We start from the raw sequence: 16,377 nt of genomic DNA, 5'->3' as shown, positions 1-16,377 counted from the left end.
ATTGCGCATATCGCCAGATATCGATTGCTTTTTGAATGGCATTCTGCGCATATAAACAGTTGAGCATTTGTCGACAATGGCCGGGCATCTTGCACCGGCGCCGATATCCGGTAAGTTGATCGACGGCCGTGACTGTCGTTCCCCCCGGAATGGAAAATGCATTGTCGAATTCCACCATCGACGTGGCGGCCACTACCCGACCATGGCGCCCCGGCGCCGTGGAAGGGCTGGCCATCCTGCTCCTCCTGCTCGTCGCCCTACGGAATCCGCTCGCCACTCTGGTGTCCGGTCCCGGACTGCAGACCTGGACCACCGTGTTCGTCTCGGTAATGGTTCAGGCGATGCCATTCCTGGTCTTCGGAGTCGTGTTGTCCGCGGTGATCGCGGTATTCGTGCCACGGTCTTTCTGGGCCCGGGCACTGCCCCGCCATCCGGTGGCGGCGGTGCCGGTGGCGGGTCTCGCCGGAGTGGTCCTGCCCGGCTGCGAGTGCGGCAGCGTACCGATCGCGGGTTCGCTGATCCGGCGGGGCGTGACACCGGCCGCGGCGCTGGCCTTCCTGCTGGCGGCCCCGGCGATCAACCCGATCGTCCTGACCGCGACCGCCGTCGCCTTCCCCGGCGACCCGGAGATGGTCGCCGCACGGGCCGCCGCGAGTCTGATCGTCGCGGTCGCGATGGGATGGCTGTGGCTGCGGCTGGGCCGGACCGAGTGGATCCGGCTGCCGCGCCGGTCCGATCTCGACGACACGTCCCAGGCCCGGGCGTTCTGGGCGGCCTGCCGGCACGACGTGATGCACGCGGGCGGCTTCCTCGTCATCGGCGCGGCGGCCGCCGCCACCATCAACGTCGCCGTGCCCGAGTCCTGGCTGCAGACCCTGGCCGCCGACCCGCTGCTGTCCGTGCTCGCGCTGGCCGTCCTGGCCGTCCTGCTGTCGATCTGCAGCGAGGCGGACGCGTTCGTCGCCGCCTCCCTGTCCCAGTTCTCGCTGACCTCGCGACTGGTGTTCCTGGTGGTCGGCCCGATGGTCGACCTCAAACTGATCGCGATGCAGACCGGCGTGTTCGGCCGGCGGTTCGCCGCCCGGTTCGCGCCGGCCACCTTCGTGGCGGCCGTCCTGGTCGGCGCCGGCATCGGGACGGTGGTCTGGTGAACCGGCGGGCACAGGCGATCGTGATGGCGCTGCTCGGCGGGGCGATCCTGAAGGCCTGCCTCACCGACGTGTATCTGCGCTACGTCAAGGAGGGCCTGCAGCCGTTCCTCCTCGGAGCGGGCACGCTGCTGCTGGTGGCGGCCACGATGACCCTCTACTACGACCTGCGGGCCGGTGACGAGGGGCACGGGCACGACCATCACGAGTCACGGGCCGGCTGGCTGCTGATCCTGCCGGCGCTCGCCGTCCTGCTGATCGCGCCGCCCGCGCTCGGCTCGTACGCCGCCGGGCAGGCCGGCAGCGCGCTGGCCTCCGCGCAGGTCGAGTCGGAGTTCTCGCCGCTGCCCCCGGGTGATCCGGTACCGCTCAGCCTGATGGACTACGGCACCCGGGCGATCTTCGACGAGGGCCGCAGCCTCGCCGGCCGCCGACTGCGGCTCATCGGCTTCATCAGCACCGGCCCGGACGGACGGCCGATGCTGACCCGGATGACCATGGCGTGCTGTGCCGCCGACGGCCGCCCGATCAAGGTGGGGCTGGCCGGCGGGGTCACCGTCGAGGCGCCGGTCGACACGTGGGTCCAGGTCGTCGGCGTCTGGAGCAGCCGGGTGGAGAAGGACCCGGTCAACCAGGCCCACGTGCCGTACCTCGAGGTGACGGACTGGCAGCAGACCACCGCGCCCCGGCGGCCGTACGAATGAGAACCGTCCGCAGACGCGACCTCGCCGCCGTCGCCGTCGCCCTCGGCGCGGTGGGCGCCCTGGTCCTGACCGGCAGCCCGTTCGAACCCGAACCGGCGGCCGCGCCCGCCACCGCCGGACCGGCCTCCGCGGCGGCGGTCTGGCCCGATGCCGAACGGGCCACCCTCGCCGACCTGCCGCTGCGCCCGCTGCTGTTCCTCGACACCACCACCGTGGTCGGGGTGTCGACCAGCAACGACAACCGGTTCTTGCGGCTGCTGCTCCGCGGCACCGACGGCACGGTACGGGAACTGCGCCGCCTGGACGCCGCGGCGAATCCCCGCTTCCAGAACGTGACGGCTGCCGGGGACGACGTCGTCTGGACCGAGTTCACCGATGCCGGGCCACCACAGATCTGGGCCGCCGCCCCCGCGGGTCGCGGCCCGGCCCGACGCCTGACCGGCGATGTCGGCAACGCGGTCTTCCACGGCAGCGAGTACGACCTGGTGCACCATGCCGGCCGGGTGTACTGGACGGCCGGGGCGGCGGACGACCCGGCGACCACCGAGGTGCGTTCGGTCGCGTTGACCGGCGGCCGCGTACAGGTCACCCGGGAGAAGGGCGAGTGGACGACGGCGCCGTGGCCGTGGCTCGACGACGGTGCCAGTGGCGGTACCGGCGCCACCCTGCTGCGCAACATGAGCACCGGCCGGGAGATCACCGTGCCCACCGCCGGTGCCGAGTTCGCGGCGTGCAGCCCCTCGTGGTGCCGCGTGATCGTCCTCGACGGCGACGAGCCGGCCCGCATCGACCTGATGCGCCCGGACGGGTCGGAGCGCCGCCGGATCGCCGACGGCGAGGTCCGGGCCGCCGTTCCCGACGTCGCGATCCTGGACCGCTTCGAGATCCTGGCCGATCTCGGTCCGGCGTCCGGCAGCACCGGCACGGCGGGCCTGCTCGTCCACGACATCTCCACCGGTACGACGGTCGAGCTGGACGCCGCCGCGAACGACGCACAGAGCCGTAACGGCCTGGTCTGGTGGTTCGGCACCGACGGCGGCTCGACCCGGTGGTTCGTCCTCGATCTGCGTACCGTGTGAGACCTTCGGCGCCACGGTGCCGACCGGGCGGCGGCTACACCGGCGGCAGATTGTCGAGACGGCTGCTCGCCGCCCGCCCGTGAGCCGACAGTGTCCCCAGGCCCGCGCCGGTCTCGCCCCTGCGGCCGGCCCTGCCGCCCCCTCTGCCGAAGAGCCGCGGCCAGCGCCGGCGCGCCCGCTGCCGCCCGGCCGCCTCGGCGATCTCCGCCTGGCCGGCCCCGTACTGCACGGCCTGTTCCACGGCTGATCCGGTCTGCCGGCTGACCTCGGCCTGCACGGCCTCCAGCGCGGCCAGGGTGGCCAGCCACGCCTGCCGCCGCTGCTCCTGCGAGAGCCCGGGCTCCCACGGCGACGTGACCTCCATCCGCCGTGCCCCGGTCTCCTGCCGGCGAGCCAGCTCCCACGCCAGCTCCTGCACGGCCGCCGCGAGGTTCTGCTTCTCCATCATCCCGCCTCCCCGTTTCGGTGATCGGTTCCAGGGAAGCGCCCGCTGTCAATACGGGACGGGCGGGCCCGGGGATCGCGACCCGGGCGGGGTGCCGCCGAGCCTCACCCGGGGCGGCGTGGTGACCTCTTGCGCGTTTCGGGGGCCACCACGGCGTACCTCTGCCTCAGGTGGTGACGTCCGGGGCGTAGCCGCGCAAGATGAACGCGATCGTCTCGTCGACGCCCGCCTCGATCTGGTCGGCGGGGAACCCGCCGCTCGCGGTCAGCTGGGTGAGCCCCTGGAGTGCGACGAACAGCGGCAGCGAGAGCCGGTCGACCTCGCCGTCGCGGACCTCGCCGCGCCGTTGACCGTCCGCGATCAGGTCGGTGGCCAGGTCTTTCAGGCGGTGCATGGCGGCGAGGAGTTCGGCGCTGGCGTCGGGCTCGTGCTTGCGGCCGTACATCAGGTCGAGCAGCGCGCCGTTGGCGGCCGCGAAGCCCAGATAGGCCCGCGCGAGCGCCGTCAACCGCTGTCCGAAGGTCTCCCCGGCCTGGTCGAGGGAGGTGTCCATCGCCGCGGTGAGGCGCTGGAAGCCCTCCACCGCGAGGGCGTCGAGCAGCACCTGTTTGGTCCGGAAATGCCGGCTGGGCGCGGCCGGGCTCACCCCCGCCTCACGGGCGAGTTCGCGCAGTGACAGCTCGGCGGGGCCCCGGGCGCGCAGGGTGTCCTCGGCGAGCGTGAGCAGGGCGGCGCGGAGGTCTCCGTGATGGTAAGGGCGGGCTTTCATGATCCCCATCCTAGCGTGATGTAGGCGACGAACACATTGTGGGCGTTGACTACATTGTTATCAGTGCCTACATTTGGTGCAGCCTACCGGTCCCGCCGCGCCGGCCGATGGACACACAGGCCCAGCAGAAGGAGACGCCCGCTCATGGACAACCGGTTCAACATCGCCGCACAGATCGGCGGGAAGGCCACCGGGTCCCGCCGCGCCCGCATGGAGGCGTCACCGCAGTTCTCCGGCGGCCGGTTCCGCAACAACGTGCCCACCACCACCGGCATCTCACTGTCGGCGGTGCCCCGCGTCGCCGTCGCCGCCTTCACCGGCGGCGACGCCCGCCGCCCGCACCGGCCGGTCCCGCTCGCCCCGGCCACCCCCGGCGACGACGCGCAGGGGCTGCACATCACGTGGTACGGGCACTCGTCCGCCCTGGTGGAGATCGAGGGCCATCGTGTCCTGCTCGACCCGGTGTGGAGCGACCGCTGCTCCCCCACGCCGCTGGCCGGGCCGCGCCGCCTGCACCAGCCGCCGGTCGGCCTGCGCGACCTGCCGCCGATCGACGCCGTGGTGATCTCCCACGACCACTACGACCACCTCGACATGCCCAGCATCCAGATCCTGGCCGACCTCCAGGCCACCATGTTCGTGGTGCCGCTCGGCATCGGCGCCCACCTGGAGCGCTGGGGTGTGCCGGAGTCCCGCATCACCGAGCTGGACTGGAACGAGTCGACCCGGGTCGCCGGCCTCGAACTGATCGCCACCCCGGCCCGGCACTTCTCCGGGCGGGGGCTGAGCCGTGACGAGACGCTCTGGGCCAGCTGGGTGATCAACGGGCCGACCCGCCGGGTCTTCTACTCCGGCGACACCGGCTACTTCCCCGGCTTCGCCGCGATCGGGGAGACGTACGGTCCGTTCGACGCCACGCTGGTGCAGGTCGGGGCGTACGGCAACGACTGGTCCGACATCCACATGGTGCCCGAGGACGGGGTCGCCACCCACGTCGACGTGCGCGGCGGTGTGATGATCCCGGTGCACTGGGCGACCTTCGACCTGGCGCCGCACCACTGGTCCGAGCCGGCCGAGCGCACGTGGCGCGAGGCCAAGGCCCGCGGTGTCCGGCTGGCCGTTCCCCGGCCCGGCGAGCGCGTCGACGTGGACAACCCGCCGGAGATCGACGCCTGGTGGCAGCACGTCGCCTGACTCCCCTACCGGGCGGTGCCGACCGGCGCCGCCCGGCCGTCGACCAGGTCGGTCAGCGCGGACTCCAGATCCGGGTGGGTGAACCTGAACCCGGCGTCGAGCAGCCGGCCCGGCACACACCGGCGGCCGGTCAGCACCAGCATCGGGTCGGCGCCCAGGAAGACCGATCCGAAACGGACCACCAGCGCCGGGCTCGGCAGGCCGACGGGCCGGTGCAGCACCCGGCGGAGCGTGGCCATCAGTTCCCGGTTGCGCACCGGATGGGGCGCGGTCGCGTGCACGACGCCGGACAGGGCCGGTTCGTCGATGCAGGAGCGCACGATCGCGCACAGGTCGTCGACGTGCAGCCAGCTGATCCACTGCCCGCCGCCGCCCATCGTGCCGCCGAGACCCCACCGTACGAAGCCGGCCAGCCGGTCGAACGCGGGCGTTCCCGGGTCGAGGACGATGCCGGTGCGCAACGTGACCCGGCGCTGCGCGGTGATCTGGGCGGCGGCCTCCTCCCACGCCCGCGCGACGCCGGCCATCTGCGGCGGGCCCTCGGCGGGCGCCGCCGACTCGTCGAGCACCGGCTCACCGGCGTCGCCGTAGATCGCCAGCGTGCTCATCTGCACCAGCATCGGCAGCGGCCGGTCGAGGCCCGCGCACGCCTGCGCGAGCGCCCGGCTGGGCTCGGTCCGCGAGCGGGTCAGGAGCGCGATGTTCGCCGGCGTCGCCCGCCGGAACACCAGCTCACCGCACAGGTTGATCAGGACGGCACCGGCGAGCTCCGCAGACCAGGATCCGACGGTACGCCCGTCCCAGCGCACGTGGCGGCCCCAGCGGACCGGCGCCGCCGACCGGCTCAGCACCACCACGTCGTCGCCCCGGCCGATCAGGTCCCGGGCGATCCGCTGCCCGAGCGCGCCGGAGCCACCGGCGATCACCGTCTTCACCGGACCGGGGCAGTGACGGGATCGCCGGCCGGCCGCACCGTCATCCGCGGCAGCGGAACCCAGGTGGCGGCGACGTCCCGCATCAGCAGCCCGCAGTCGGCGATCGCCGAGCCCGGCGGGAAGCGGACCGGGTCGTCGAAGAACGTGGACCGCACCGAGACCAGCTCGACCGGGGAGACCCGCCAGTCGTGGGTGAGCAGCCGCACCCCGTCGAGCCGGGCCGGGTTCGGCGTGGTCGAGAATCCCGCGCCACCACAGCGGAAGAACTCCGACGCCTGCCCGGTGTCGGTGAACAGCCGGCTGCCCGACAGGGTGGCCGCCGTGCGGACGTGCACCTCGGCCCGTACCCCCGTGCTGTCGTCCTCGACGTTGATCCGCAGCTCGTCGTCGCTCTCGCGGACGCCGACCCGGCTGCGGTGATGCCGGCCGGGGAAGAGGCGGCCGCCGGCCCAGCCGGTGAGCCGGGAACCGGTGTCGCGGCGCGGGATGTAGACGCCGCGCTCGACGCCGTCCGGCGTGTCCCACTCGACGGCGATCCGGTGCGCCGCGTTCTCACTGCGCAGACCGAACGGCACGGGAATCGCCGCCGGCCGGACGCCGCCGAGCCGGATCAGACAGAGACCGGACACCGCCCACCCGCCGACGACCTGCGGCCGCAGCGGGGCGGGCAGCAGGCGGGCGGTGATCTCCGGGTCGGTGCGGTAGTTCACCAGGAGGCGGCGCTCGATGACGCTCACCATGCGGGGGCCCTGCATCAGGTCACCCTCCTTCCCTGCGCCGGTACGCCGACGTCACGGTTGAGCGATCGCTCAAACTCAAGATTACACGTTTTGAGCGATCGCTCAACCACCTTGTCACGACGGCCCGCCAGGACCCGGCGGGATGCCCGCTTCGACTACCGTTCCCGCCGTGACGGATTCACGGGAGCTGATCGAACGGTTCAACGCCGCCTGGCTGCGCGGTGACCTGCCGGCGCTGTCCGCCGCGCTCGACGACGACGTGGTGTACCGCCCGAACGCCTGGGACGGCCCGGCCGTCGCCGTGCACGGAAGGGACGCGGTCGTCGAGGTGTTCGCCGGGCAGATCGGCCCCGGCGAAGGCCCGGACCTCGGCGACGTCTTCGCCTCCGGCGACCGGGTGGTCTGCGAATGGCAGTGGCCCCCGGCCGCGGACGGCACGGTCCTGCGCGGTCTGGACGTGTACCGGATCCGCGACGGCCGCATCACCACCAAGGACGTCTACGGCAAGATCACCGCGTCCTGAGCGCGCCGGCCGAGGGCGGTGACCGCGACGACGATGATCGGGACGAGGGTCAGGTGGCACAGGGCCAGGCCGACCTTGCTGATCGTGTCGAAGTCGGCCGGGAGCGTCATCCCGGCGATCGTGACGACCGCCAGTAACGGTCCGGCGACCCACGCGGCCCGGACCACCCAGGCCGCGCGCGGCGCGAGCAGCGCGACCACCGTCAGGCCGATCACAAGCGGCAGCACACTGAACGCGGCGACCGTCACCGCGTCCACCTCGGCCGGCCCGGACGGCGAGGTGAACCGGAAGGATCCGCCGGCCAGGCGGCCGACGGCGTAGACGGCCAGGTTGACGGCCGCGGCGACTGCGGCGGCCGCGGCGACCACCGCGACCCTAGACATCGGCGGCCGTCCGGCGGCGGATCAGGTACGTCTCGATCCGGGCGAGCGCGCCGGCCCACACCTCGGTGGCGAAGAAGTCGCGGATCTCCGGCACCGGGAATCCGCTCTGCACCACGGTCATCAGCGTGCCACCGCCGGCGGCCTCGAACGACACCTCGATGCGAGTGGTCATGCTCTGGCCGTCCGGACCGACCCCGACGGACTCGGTGACCAGCCGGTGCGGCCGGTCGATCTCGAGGAACGTCTGCGTCTCCCGGAACAGCACGTCCGGGCTCGGCCCCCACACGGCGGTCTGCACGCCGCCGACGCGCAGGTCCACCTCGATCTCCACGATCCCCGGGGTCTCGTCGAGGATGCTGAACCAGATCTTCTGTTTCTCGGCGTCGGTGTAGGCGTCGAACACCTCTTCCGGCGTGGCGGGCAACTGGCGCGCCGTTCGCATCTCCAACGTCATTCCGGCCGTCCTCTCGGTTCGGTACGCATGGTGAAGTAGGCGTCGAGGCCGTCCAGACGACGAGCCCAGAGCCGTTGGTAGAAGCTGATCCACGCCATCGCGTCGTCGAGTGGCGCGGCGCTGAGACGGCACTGCCGGGTCCGGCCGACCTTCTCGGTGACGACGAGCCCGGCGTCCTCGAGGACCTGGAGGTGCTTCTTCATCCCGGTCAGGGTCATGCCGGTGGGCCCGGCGAGCTCACCGACGGTGGCCGGGCCGTCTCCCAGCCGGACGAGCACCCCGCGGCGGGTGGGGTCGGACAGGGCGGCGAACACCCGGTCCAGAGCAGCTTGCTGAACCATGTGGTTCACCATATGACACTGAACCGAAGAGTTCAACGTAGGGGCGTGCGCAGCTGATCGAGGACACGTGCCATACCTGTCCGGGCGGCCCCGGGCCAGTTCGATGCGGACGGCGGGGCCGGAGACCGAACGGCCACCCGGCTGCACCGCCGTTCGAACCGATCTCCGCCGCGTCCGGCCGACAAGGTAGGTGACGACCGGCCGGTACGCACCGATCCGGCCCCTGCCCCAGGAGGACGCCGCATGACGCACTCGCCCACCGACGTGACCGATTCCGCGGGAGCCCGCCGGCGCCGTCACCTGACCCGGTCGCTCATGGTGGGAGCAGCCGCCGCGGGTGCAGCCGTCAGCATCGCGGTTCCCGCGCAGGCATCGGTCGTGACCGGTCATCACATCGCCGGGACCGCCGGGGCCGGCGCACGTGTCGTCAGCGACCCGCGCAACGTCTATGCGGCGCCCGTCGCCAGGCTCACCGACGGAACCGCGATCACCATCGACTGTGGAGTCCGGATACGCCGCTTCAACCGCGACATCGTCTGGCACCACATCACGTCACCGGTCACCGGCTACGTCGCGGGCCACCAGATCGACACCCAGCGTGCCGACCGGTTCCTGCGCGGCGAGTCGACCTGCGCCCCCGCCGCGGGCCCGGCCCGCCCGGGTACGACACCGACGACGCCCGCACCGGCCACACCCACGCCGTCCAGGCCGGTGACGCCCGCACCCACCACGTCCGCGCCCGCGCCCGCGCCGTCCAGGCCGGTCACGACCGCGCCCACCACACCCGCGCCGTCCCTCCCGGCCACGCCCGCGCCGTCGGTACCGTCGGCGACCCGCGGCGCGACCATCACCTACAACCAGGGGTACGCCGGAAGCTGCGTCTTCTACGCGCTGGACCGCTTCCACAAGCTGACCGGCGTCTACCCGAAGGCGTTCGGTGACGCGAAGTACCTCGCGGCCAGCGCGGCCTCCAACGGCTGGGCGGTCGGGTCCGTTCCCAAGGCCGACAGCCTGGTGATCTTCCAGGGTGGCCAGAACGGCGCCTCCGCGCAGTACGGTCACGCCGCCTGGGTCGAGAAGGTCTCCGGCAACCAGATCTACGTCGCCGAGATGAACTTCCCGAACCCGTACACCGTCACGTACCGCTGGCTGACTCCGGTGGCCGGCGTGCAGTACATCTACGCCGTGTGATCTGACGAGTGTGGTCGTGGACCGGAATCGGCACGGGTAGCCGACTCCGGTCCACGACCGTGTCCAGGGCGACCGCGCCGGTAGCCGATCGGCCGGTCATATCTCCGTTCGTACCTGCTCGATCTGCCGGGCGACGGCCCGGGCGCCGTGCGCCGTCGCGATCGCGTACGCCTCGTCGAGGGTCGCCATCGCGTCCGCCCGGCGGTCCCGGGCGGCGTCGATGTAGGCCAGCCCGATCATGTTGGCCGCCACGCCCGGCAGGGTCCCGGCCCGCCGCCACAGCCGGGACGACTCCTCCAGCCGCTCGCGTGCCTCGTCGAGCCGGCCGGCCGCGTGCGCGGCGATGCCGAGATGCCGCAGCGCGTCGGCCTCCGTCGCCTCGTCGCCGGCCTGCGCCGCCAGCCGTCGCGACCGCTCCAGGATCGGTACCGCGGCACCGTTGTCACGCCGGACGACCTGATACAGGCAGCCGATCCAGAACAGTGCCTCGCCTTCACCGCGTACGTCACCCAGATCCTGATACAGCGTGGCCGCCCGCTCGAACAGCGGCAGCGCAGCCGGGTCCTCGACGGGCACCAACCCGGCGGTGCGCTCGTTCAGGAACCGCGCGTGCAGCAGCCGCCCCCGGCCCACCGCGGCGTCGGCCTCCACGGCGTCCAGACCCCGTTCGGCGTCGTCGAGCCCACCGGCGTCACCACCGAACACCACCTGTTCATAGACGGTCCTGATCCGTTCGATCCGATCGTCGGCACCCATCACGACCCCCGCTCCGGCATCCACGACCACACGGTGAGCGATCGACTGCCACCATGTCCATCATGGAGATCCTGCGGTGCCGGTGGCATGTCCGCCACCCCGGGTACCTGCTCGGCCCGGGGGCCGGGCTGGTCATGCTGTGGCTGCCCTACAGGACCTTCCCCGATCAGGTCGCCTGGGCGGATCAGCGCCGGTGACACCGCGCCCCGGTGAAGTCGCCGTGGATGCGGCCGCCGGTCCGGCGGTCCGGCCAGGCCGCCTTCCGTCGGGGTGACGGGACATCACCAACCGGCCGGCCACCCGTTGTCCAGGGCATCACGTCCCGCCTGGAGGGGAGCCCGATGACGGCCGCGAAGCCGAACCATCTCAAGGCACGGCGACTGCTACTGGACCATCTCGACCGCCATCCGGACCGTACGGTGGGCGACGACCTCGATCCGGCCGAGGCCGGGGTGGTCGGTGACACCCGGCACGCGGCCGGCGGGGACTCGTACCACCTGGGCCGCGACAAGATCCGGGCGCGGGCGGGGCGGGACCGGTATTCGGTCGACGAGTCGCGCCGGGACCGGGACGGGCTCGACGACCACGCCAGCGCCATGGACATCGGGTTCTTCCGGGTCGGCGCACCACGGGGCACCTTCGATCTGTACGACTTCAACGCCTGGCTGATCCCGCTGTGCCGGTCCGGTGACCCGGACACCGCCGACCTGCGGGAGGTGATCTACAGCCCGGACGGCCGGACGGTACGCCGCTGGGACCGGCTCAACCGGCGCACGACCGGCGACGACAGCCACCTGACACACACCCACCTGTCCGAGCATCGCGACGCGGACGGGCACCGCATGATCCGGCTGGCGACGCGCTGGCTGCGGCACATCGGGCTGATCCCTGAGGAGGACGCCACCATGACCAAGGCCGAGTTCCTGGCGATGCTGCGGGACAAGGACGTGCGGGCCGCCCTGGCGGGCGCCATGTTGCAGACCGACGGCCTCATCCCGGCACCGCCCGGCAACCGCGGCACGGACGGCAGCGTCAACACCCACTGGTCGCTGGCCTCGTACGCGCAGTGGACGTACCGCCATCTCCTCGACGCCCGGGCCGCGATCGTCACCCTGGCCACCCGGGACGAGGTCGACGAGGTCGCCTTGGCGCGGGCGCTGGCCCCGATGCTGGCCGCGGCCCTGCCCGGCGACCGGGACGACCTGACGCCGGCCGAGTTGCAGCAGGCCATCGTGGGTGCCCTGCGCGAGCTCGCGGCGACCGCCCCGTCGGCCTGAACCGCCGCGGGTCAGGTGGCCATCGCCAGCCGCACCGGGGCGTACCGGGTGCGGCCGGCACCGGTCACGAACGCCCAGTACCGCTCGCCGAACGACCAGTGCCACCATTCGGTCGGATAGTTCACCATCCCCACCGAGGTCAGGGCGGTGATCAGGGTCCGCCGGTGCCGGCGGGCCCGGTCCGGGATGTTGTCGGCGGCGGTGAAGCAGGCGTTGGCGCTGGCCACCGGTGTCGCGTCGAGCGGGGTGCCCATGTCGACCTCGGTGCCGTCGGCGTCGCACAGGGTCAGGTCGACCGCGCCGCCCGTGCTGTGCGGGGCCACGTGGACGGGCGAGACGAACTTGGTGGCCTCGACGTACACCCGATCGGGATCCCACTGCGGGTACCGCTCGCCCAGTTCGCCGAGGTAGCCGTCGAAGATCTCCTGCTGCCGGTCCAGTGGCCGGTAGCCCTCGGTGATCAGGAAACGCAGACCGCCGGGCAGTGCCGCCTGGGCGTCCAGCAGCCGCGCCACCACGCCTTCGCGGAGGTGACCGAACGCCCCGTCCTCGTCGGCGTAACGGCTGTCGAGTCGCAGGTCCGGGACCCGGCGCAGGTCGACGAGCGGTTCGTCGCTCTCGCCCAGAGCGATGGCGTCGATCCGGTGGTCGGACAGCAGAACGAGCGGCTCGGGCGGCATGCAACTCCATCCGTGGGCGGTTTCCTGCAGTACCTTGCGGCACCTGATCCATTCGGCGCAACTCGCCACGGGCGTAACCGGCGGGCCCGGCGGGTAGTGACGCCGGTGTGACGGCTGGGCGTTTCTCGGGATGGGCCGCGGTGCGCTGGCAGCGGTTGCGGCAGCACGCGGGCTGGCTGGACCATCTGGTCCGCGCGGGCCGGCGGTACGACCAGGCCGATGGTGGCCGGCTGGCCGCCGCGGTGACGTACTACGCGTTCTTCGGCACCTTCGCGGCGTGGCTGATGGGCTTCGCCGTGTTCGGGTTCGTGCTGGACGACCCGGAGGTGCTGCGTGCGGTGGAGCACTACGTGGCACAGGACCTGCCGAGCGTCGACGTGCAGGCGCTGCGTGACGCCCGTACCACCGTGGGGGTGGTCGCGTTCATCGGGCTGCCGATCACCGGCTGGTTCTGGACCGACGCGTTCCGCTCCTCGATCCGCCGGATCTGGGAGCTTCCGGAATACCCCGGGCGGCTGGTCGGCCGGGTGCTCGCGGATCTGGCCGTGCTCGCCGGTCTCGGGGTGCTGCTGGCCGCGTCGCTGGCGGTGGCGTACGTGACGACCGTCGTCGCGGGCCGGATCACCGAGGTCGCGGAGGCCGGTGACGGGCTGTCCCGGTTCCTGCTCTCGGTGGTCGGCTTCGTGGTGGGCACCTGCGTGAACACGGCCGTGGCCTGCGGCGCACTGGCCGGGCTGCCGCGTGTCCGGATGTCCTGGCGCCGCCTGCTCGGGCCGGCCCTGCTGACCGGCGTGGCCATCGAGCTGCTCAAGACCGTCGGCGGCTGGTACGTGCGGGCGGTGGAGGCCAATCCGGTGTACGGGCTGGTCGCCGGTTCGGTCGGGTTGCTGGTCTTCCTCAACGCCGTCAACCAGGTGCTGCTGTTCGCCGCCGCCCTCACCGCGACGAGCACCGTCGGCGCCACGTCCGACCTGGCGGCGAAACGCGGACCGGCGGACCGGGTGAACGCCGACGGGATCGCGTCCCGGCACGCCGGGACGGCCGGGGATCACGGCTCAGTGCGGGAGCCAACCTGACGATGGGTACTGGGTGACAGCGACGAACGCGGTAGCGGCACGGCTGCGCTCCGCCGGAACCCTGACCGTCGCGGTCATCGTAGTGACGCTGATGATCTCCGGAGCGACGTTCGCGGCCATGACGCACGGTGACGACGAAGCGGCACGGCGGCTCTTGCAGCGGCGTGCCGGCCAGGTCACCGCCACCGTGCAGAGCGAGGTCAACCGGTATCTGGACGCGCTGAACACGACGGCCGCCGTGGTCGGCGCCCACGACACCCTGACGAACGCGAAGTTCCAGCAGTTGATTTCATCCCTGGCCGGGATGCGGCTGTCCGGGGCGACCGCCGTGGCCTACCTGCTGCCCGTCGCCGACGACCGGATCGCCGCCACCCAGGCGGAATGGCGTTCCCGGGGCGTCACCGACCTGTGGCTACAGCCGTTCGGGACGGGCGAGCACATCTTCGTGGTGATGGTGCGCCCGCTGGACGGGCTGACGGTGGCCCGTGCCGGCATCGACGCCACCCGGGCGCGACCCCTGCTGGACACGCTGCGCACCGCCCGCGACACCGGCCGGCCGGCGGTCTCCGAGCCGTACGGACTGGTGGTCGATCAGGCCGTTCCCGAGCCCCGGCGCCAGTTGTCGTTCACACTGGCCGTACCGGTCCACGGGCTGCCCGGCGCCGGCGGTGCGCGGCCCTTCCTGGGCTGGGTGGCGATGAGCCTGCGCAGCCGGGACTTCCTCGGCACGGTCCTGCCGAACCTCGGCGACGGGCTCGGCGGCGTCACCCTGTCCACCGCCTCCGGGGGCGACGGTCCGCTCGTCGCCGCGTATCCGGGCGCCGCGGCCCGTGCCCCCGACATGACGGAGCACGGCACGGTCACGGTCGCCGACCGGGCCTGGCATCTGCGGATCGACGCCTCCCGCCGGGACCTGATCGGTTCCAGCGCCCTGCCGCGCGTGGTCGCGATCGCCGTTCTCGCGCTCGGTCTCGTCCTCGCCGCCCTGGTGCATGTGCTGGCCACCGGCAGGGTCCGGGCCCAGCGCTCGGTGCGGCAGGCGACCACCGATCTGGCCGCCGCCGAGGCCCGCGCCCGGGAGCAGGCGGTCCTGCTGACCACGATCCTCGACGCGATGAGCGACGGCGTGGGGGTGGTCGACGACGACGGCGACTTCCTGCTGCACAATCCGGCCGCCAAGGCGCTGCTCGGCATCCCCGAGGACCGCAACGGGGCCCAGCACTGGCAGGAGCACTACGGCATCTTCCTGCCCGACGACAGCGGGCCGTTCCCCACCGACCGGTTGCCGCTGGTCCGGGCGCTCGCCGGGGAACAGGTCGATCTGGTCGACATGCTCATCCGCAACGGCACCCACCCCGACGGGATGATGATCAGCGTGTCCGCCCGCCCGGTGCGGTTGCAGGGCGGCCGGGCCGCCGCGGTCGCGGTCTTCCACGACGTCACGGCCCGCCGTGCCGACACCGCGGCGATCGAGGCCGCCCGTGACGAACTGGCCGCGCAGAAGGACTACCTGACCCAGGTGCTCGACGCGCTCCAGATCACCGTCATCACGTGCGACAGCGACGGCATGCTGGTGCACACCAACGCCACCGGCGGCGCCCGGGTCGGGCAGCCGAACCTCACCGGCCTGCACATCAACGAGGTGAGCGCCGGGATCACCGCCACCGACCTGGCGGGGCAGCCGATCGGCGCCGACGACATGCCGGTGCCCCGGGTGCTGCGCGGCGCCGACGCCGTACGCCTGGAGGCCATGATCCGGTTCGCCACCGGACAGACCCGGGCCGTCGTGCTGAACGCCCAGCCGCTGCTGGACCGGACCGGGGCGCGCATCGGCGCCGTCGGCTCGTCCTACGACGTCACCGCGCTCCGCGAACGCGAAGCCGACCTGGCCGCCTTCGCCGGGGTCGCCGCCCACGACCTGCGAGCCCCGTTGATGGTCGTCGCCGGCTACACCGACCTGCTCGCGGAGGATCTGGAGGACGGGGCCGCGCCGGCGTCGATGCAGCCCACGGTCACCAGGATCAAGGTCGGGGTACGCCGGATGCAGCAGCTCATCGACGATCTGCTCGCCTACGCCACCGCCCGCGACGCCCGCGTCAACCTGCAGAAGGTCGACCTGGGGGAGGTGGTGGCCGACATCATCGCCGAACGCACCACACATCTGCGCGCCGGCGGGCGCGGGCGTGATCCGGCGCCGCCCCCGGAGTTCTCGGTCGGGCCGCTGCCGGTCATCGAAGCGGACCCGAGCATGATCCGGCAGGTGTTCGACAACCTGATCGGCAACGCCCTGAAGTACACCAGGCCGGGTGAGCCGGCCCGGATCGACATCGCCGCCCATCACCCCGACGACGAGCCGTCGACGGTCCGCCTCACCATCGCCGACCGCGGCATCGGCATCCCCGCCGACGAGCAGCCGCACGTCTTCGACCAGTTCCACCGGGTCGCCGCGCACACCAAGGCGTACACCGGCACCGGGCTGGGCCTGGCCATCTGCAAACGGGTCCTGCAACGTCACGACGGCACCATCCGGGCCACCGACAATCCCGGCGGCGGCACCTGCATGATCATCACGATCCCGCTCGCCGGCACCCTGGCGACCGACCCGCCCCGATCGCCGGCATCCCCAGCACGATGACCGCGGCGCGGCCGTAGCGCACCCGGCGGCCCGTTCCGTCGTTACAC

19 protein-coding genes are annotated in these 16,377 nt (G+C 72.4%); 10 read left to right on the top strand and 9 right to left on the bottom strand.

Annotation, left to right across the window (positions count from 1 at the left end):
- The first annotated feature begins 149 nt into the window (after window positions 1-149).
- From BC793_RS16085 to BC793_RS16075, 3 genes are read left to right on the top strand one after another with little or no spacing between them, the layout of a single operon-like run.
- On the top strand, window positions 150-1,151 hold the full coding sequence (locus tag BC793_RS16085) for a permease (protein WP_109593318.1): 1,002 nt from the start codon (window positions 150-152) through the stop codon (window positions 1,149-1,151).
- Window positions 1,148-1,852 (top strand): TIGR03943 family putative permease subunit, encoded by a 705-nt coding sequence (locus tag BC793_RS16080; protein WP_109593317.1) that lies wholly within the window; start codon window positions 1,148-1,150, stop codon window positions 1,850-1,852. Before BC793_RS16085 ends, BC793_RS16080 begins: the two co-directional genes overlap by 4 nt.
- Window positions 1,849-2,931 carry a hypothetical protein gene (locus BC793_RS16075; RefSeq protein ID WP_109593316.1) on the top strand — a complete coding sequence of 361 codons (1,083 nt, stop codon included), beginning with the start codon at window positions 1,849-1,851 and terminating at the stop codon, window positions 2,929-2,931. The genes BC793_RS16080 and BC793_RS16075 overlap by 4 nt, the downstream gene beginning before the upstream one ends.
- Window positions 2,932-2,965: 34 nt before the next feature.
- Here the strand turns inward: BC793_RS16075 and BC793_RS49605 are convergent, their stop codons facing one another.
- The gene (locus BC793_RS49605) at window positions 2,966-3,379 is read right to left on the bottom strand and encodes a hypothetical protein (RefSeq protein WP_158319269.1); all 414 of its coding nucleotides are present in this window, start codon (window positions 3,377-3,379) and stop codon (window positions 2,966-2,968) included.
- Window positions 3,380-3,542: 163 nt separating this feature from the next.
- Window positions 3,543-4,145: a TetR/AcrR family transcriptional regulator gene (locus BC793_RS16065; RefSeq protein WP_109593500.1), complete on the bottom strand. Its 603-nt coding sequence runs from the start codon at window positions 4,143-4,145 to the stop codon at window positions 3,543-3,545.
- Window positions 4,146-4,289: 144 nt separating this feature from the next.
- Between BC793_RS16065 and BC793_RS16060 the strand changes: the two genes are divergently transcribed.
- On the top strand, window positions 4,290-5,339 hold the full coding sequence (locus BC793_RS16060) for an MBL fold metallo-hydrolase (RefSeq protein WP_109593315.1): 1,050 nt from the start codon (window positions 4,290-4,292) through the stop codon (window positions 5,337-5,339).
- A gap of 5 nt (window positions 5,340-5,344) precedes the next feature.
- Here the strand turns inward: BC793_RS16060 and BC793_RS16055 are convergent, their stop codons facing one another.
- Window positions 5,345-6,274, bottom strand: coding sequence for a TIGR01777 family oxidoreductase (locus BC793_RS16055; protein ID WP_109593314.1), 930 nt, complete (start codon window positions 6,272-6,274; stop codon window positions 5,345-5,347).
- A complete protein-coding gene (locus tag BC793_RS16050; protein WP_109593313.1) occupies window positions 6,271-7,029 on the bottom strand; it encodes a DUF2071 domain-containing protein in 759 nt (252 codons plus the stop codon). The genes BC793_RS16055 and BC793_RS16050 overlap by 4 nt, the downstream gene beginning before the upstream one ends.
- A 154-nt stretch (window positions 7,030-7,183) precedes the next feature.
- Between BC793_RS16050 and BC793_RS16045 the strand changes: the two genes are divergently transcribed.
- A complete protein-coding gene (locus BC793_RS16045) occupies window positions 7,184-7,537 on the top strand; it encodes a nuclear transport factor 2 family protein (protein ID WP_239170022.1) in 354 nt (117 codons plus the stop codon).
- On the opposite strand, the gene BC793_RS16040 is transcribed toward BC793_RS16045, so the two are convergent.
- From BC793_RS16040 to BC793_RS16030, 3 genes are read right to left on the bottom strand one after another with little or no spacing between them, the layout of a single operon-like run.
- Entirely contained in the window at window positions 7,513-7,920 is a 408-nt protein-coding gene (locus BC793_RS16040) for a DUF6069 family protein (RefSeq protein WP_109593311.1), read from the bottom strand. The genes BC793_RS16045 and BC793_RS16040 overlap by 25 nt on opposite strands.
- Window positions 7,913-8,374, bottom strand: a complete 462-nt coding sequence (locus BC793_RS16035) for an SRPBCC family protein (RefSeq protein WP_109593310.1) — start codon at window positions 8,372-8,374, stop codon at window positions 7,913-7,915. The genes BC793_RS16040 and BC793_RS16035 overlap by 8 nt, the downstream gene beginning before the upstream one ends.
- On the bottom strand, window positions 8,371-8,715 hold the full coding sequence (locus BC793_RS16030; RefSeq protein WP_109593499.1) for an ArsR/SmtB family transcription factor: 345 nt from the start codon (window positions 8,713-8,715) through the stop codon (window positions 8,371-8,373). Before BC793_RS16030 ends, BC793_RS16035 begins: the two co-directional genes overlap by 4 nt.
- A 243-nt stretch (window positions 8,716-8,958) precedes the next feature.
- On the opposite strand from BC793_RS16030, the gene BC793_RS16025 reads away from it, so the two are divergent.
- A complete protein-coding gene (locus tag BC793_RS16025; RefSeq protein ID WP_109593309.1) occupies window positions 8,959-9,906 on the top strand; it encodes a CHAP domain-containing protein in 948 nt (315 codons plus the stop codon).
- 96 nt (window positions 9,907-10,002) lie between these two features.
- Here the strand turns inward: BC793_RS16025 and BC793_RS16020 are convergent, their stop codons facing one another.
- Window positions 10,003-10,686 (bottom strand): tetratricopeptide repeat protein, encoded by a 684-nt coding sequence (locus BC793_RS16020; RefSeq protein WP_239170023.1) that lies wholly within the window; start codon window positions 10,684-10,686, stop codon window positions 10,003-10,005.
- 38 nt (window positions 10,687-10,724) lie between these two features.
- Here BC793_RS16020 and BC793_RS52270 point away from each other — a divergent pair, with 38 nt between their 5' ends.
- A complete protein-coding gene (locus BC793_RS52270) occupies window positions 10,725-10,859 on the top strand; it encodes a hypothetical protein (RefSeq protein WP_275416182.1) in 135 nt (44 codons plus the stop codon).
- A 144-nt stretch (window positions 10,860-11,003) separates the two neighbouring features.
- On the top strand, window positions 11,004-11,939 hold the full coding sequence (locus BC793_RS16015) for a hypothetical protein (RefSeq protein WP_109593308.1): 936 nt from the start codon (window positions 11,004-11,006) through the stop codon (window positions 11,937-11,939).
- 11 nt (window positions 11,940-11,950) lie between these two features.
- Here BC793_RS16015 and BC793_RS16010 read toward each other — a convergent pair whose 3' ends face one another.
- A complete protein-coding gene (locus BC793_RS16010) occupies window positions 11,951-12,619 on the bottom strand; it encodes a M15 family metallopeptidase (protein ID WP_109593307.1) in 669 nt (222 codons plus the stop codon).
- Window positions 12,620-12,726: 107 nt separating this feature from the next.
- Between BC793_RS16010 and BC793_RS16005 the strand changes: the two genes are divergently transcribed.
- Window positions 12,727-13,695, top strand: a complete 969-nt coding sequence (locus tag BC793_RS16005; RefSeq protein WP_239170024.1) for a YihY/virulence factor BrkB family protein — start codon at window positions 12,727-12,729, stop codon at window positions 13,693-13,695.
- A gap of 13 nt (window positions 13,696-13,708) precedes the next feature.
- Window positions 13,709-16,330 (top strand): ATP-binding protein, encoded by a 2,622-nt coding sequence (locus tag BC793_RS16000; protein WP_109593305.1) that lies wholly within the window; start codon window positions 13,709-13,711, stop codon window positions 16,328-16,330.
- Window positions 16,331-16,377 lie beyond the last annotated feature (47 nt).

It is taken from the genome of Actinoplanes xinjiangensis (assembly GCF_003148685.1).
Classification (GTDB): Bacteria; Actinomycetota; Actinomycetes; order Mycobacteriales; family Micromonosporaceae; genus Actinoplanes; species Actinoplanes xinjiangensis.
Note: the sequence above shows the minus strand (reverse complement) of the source record. Positions and strands in the feature narration are given on the sequence as shown.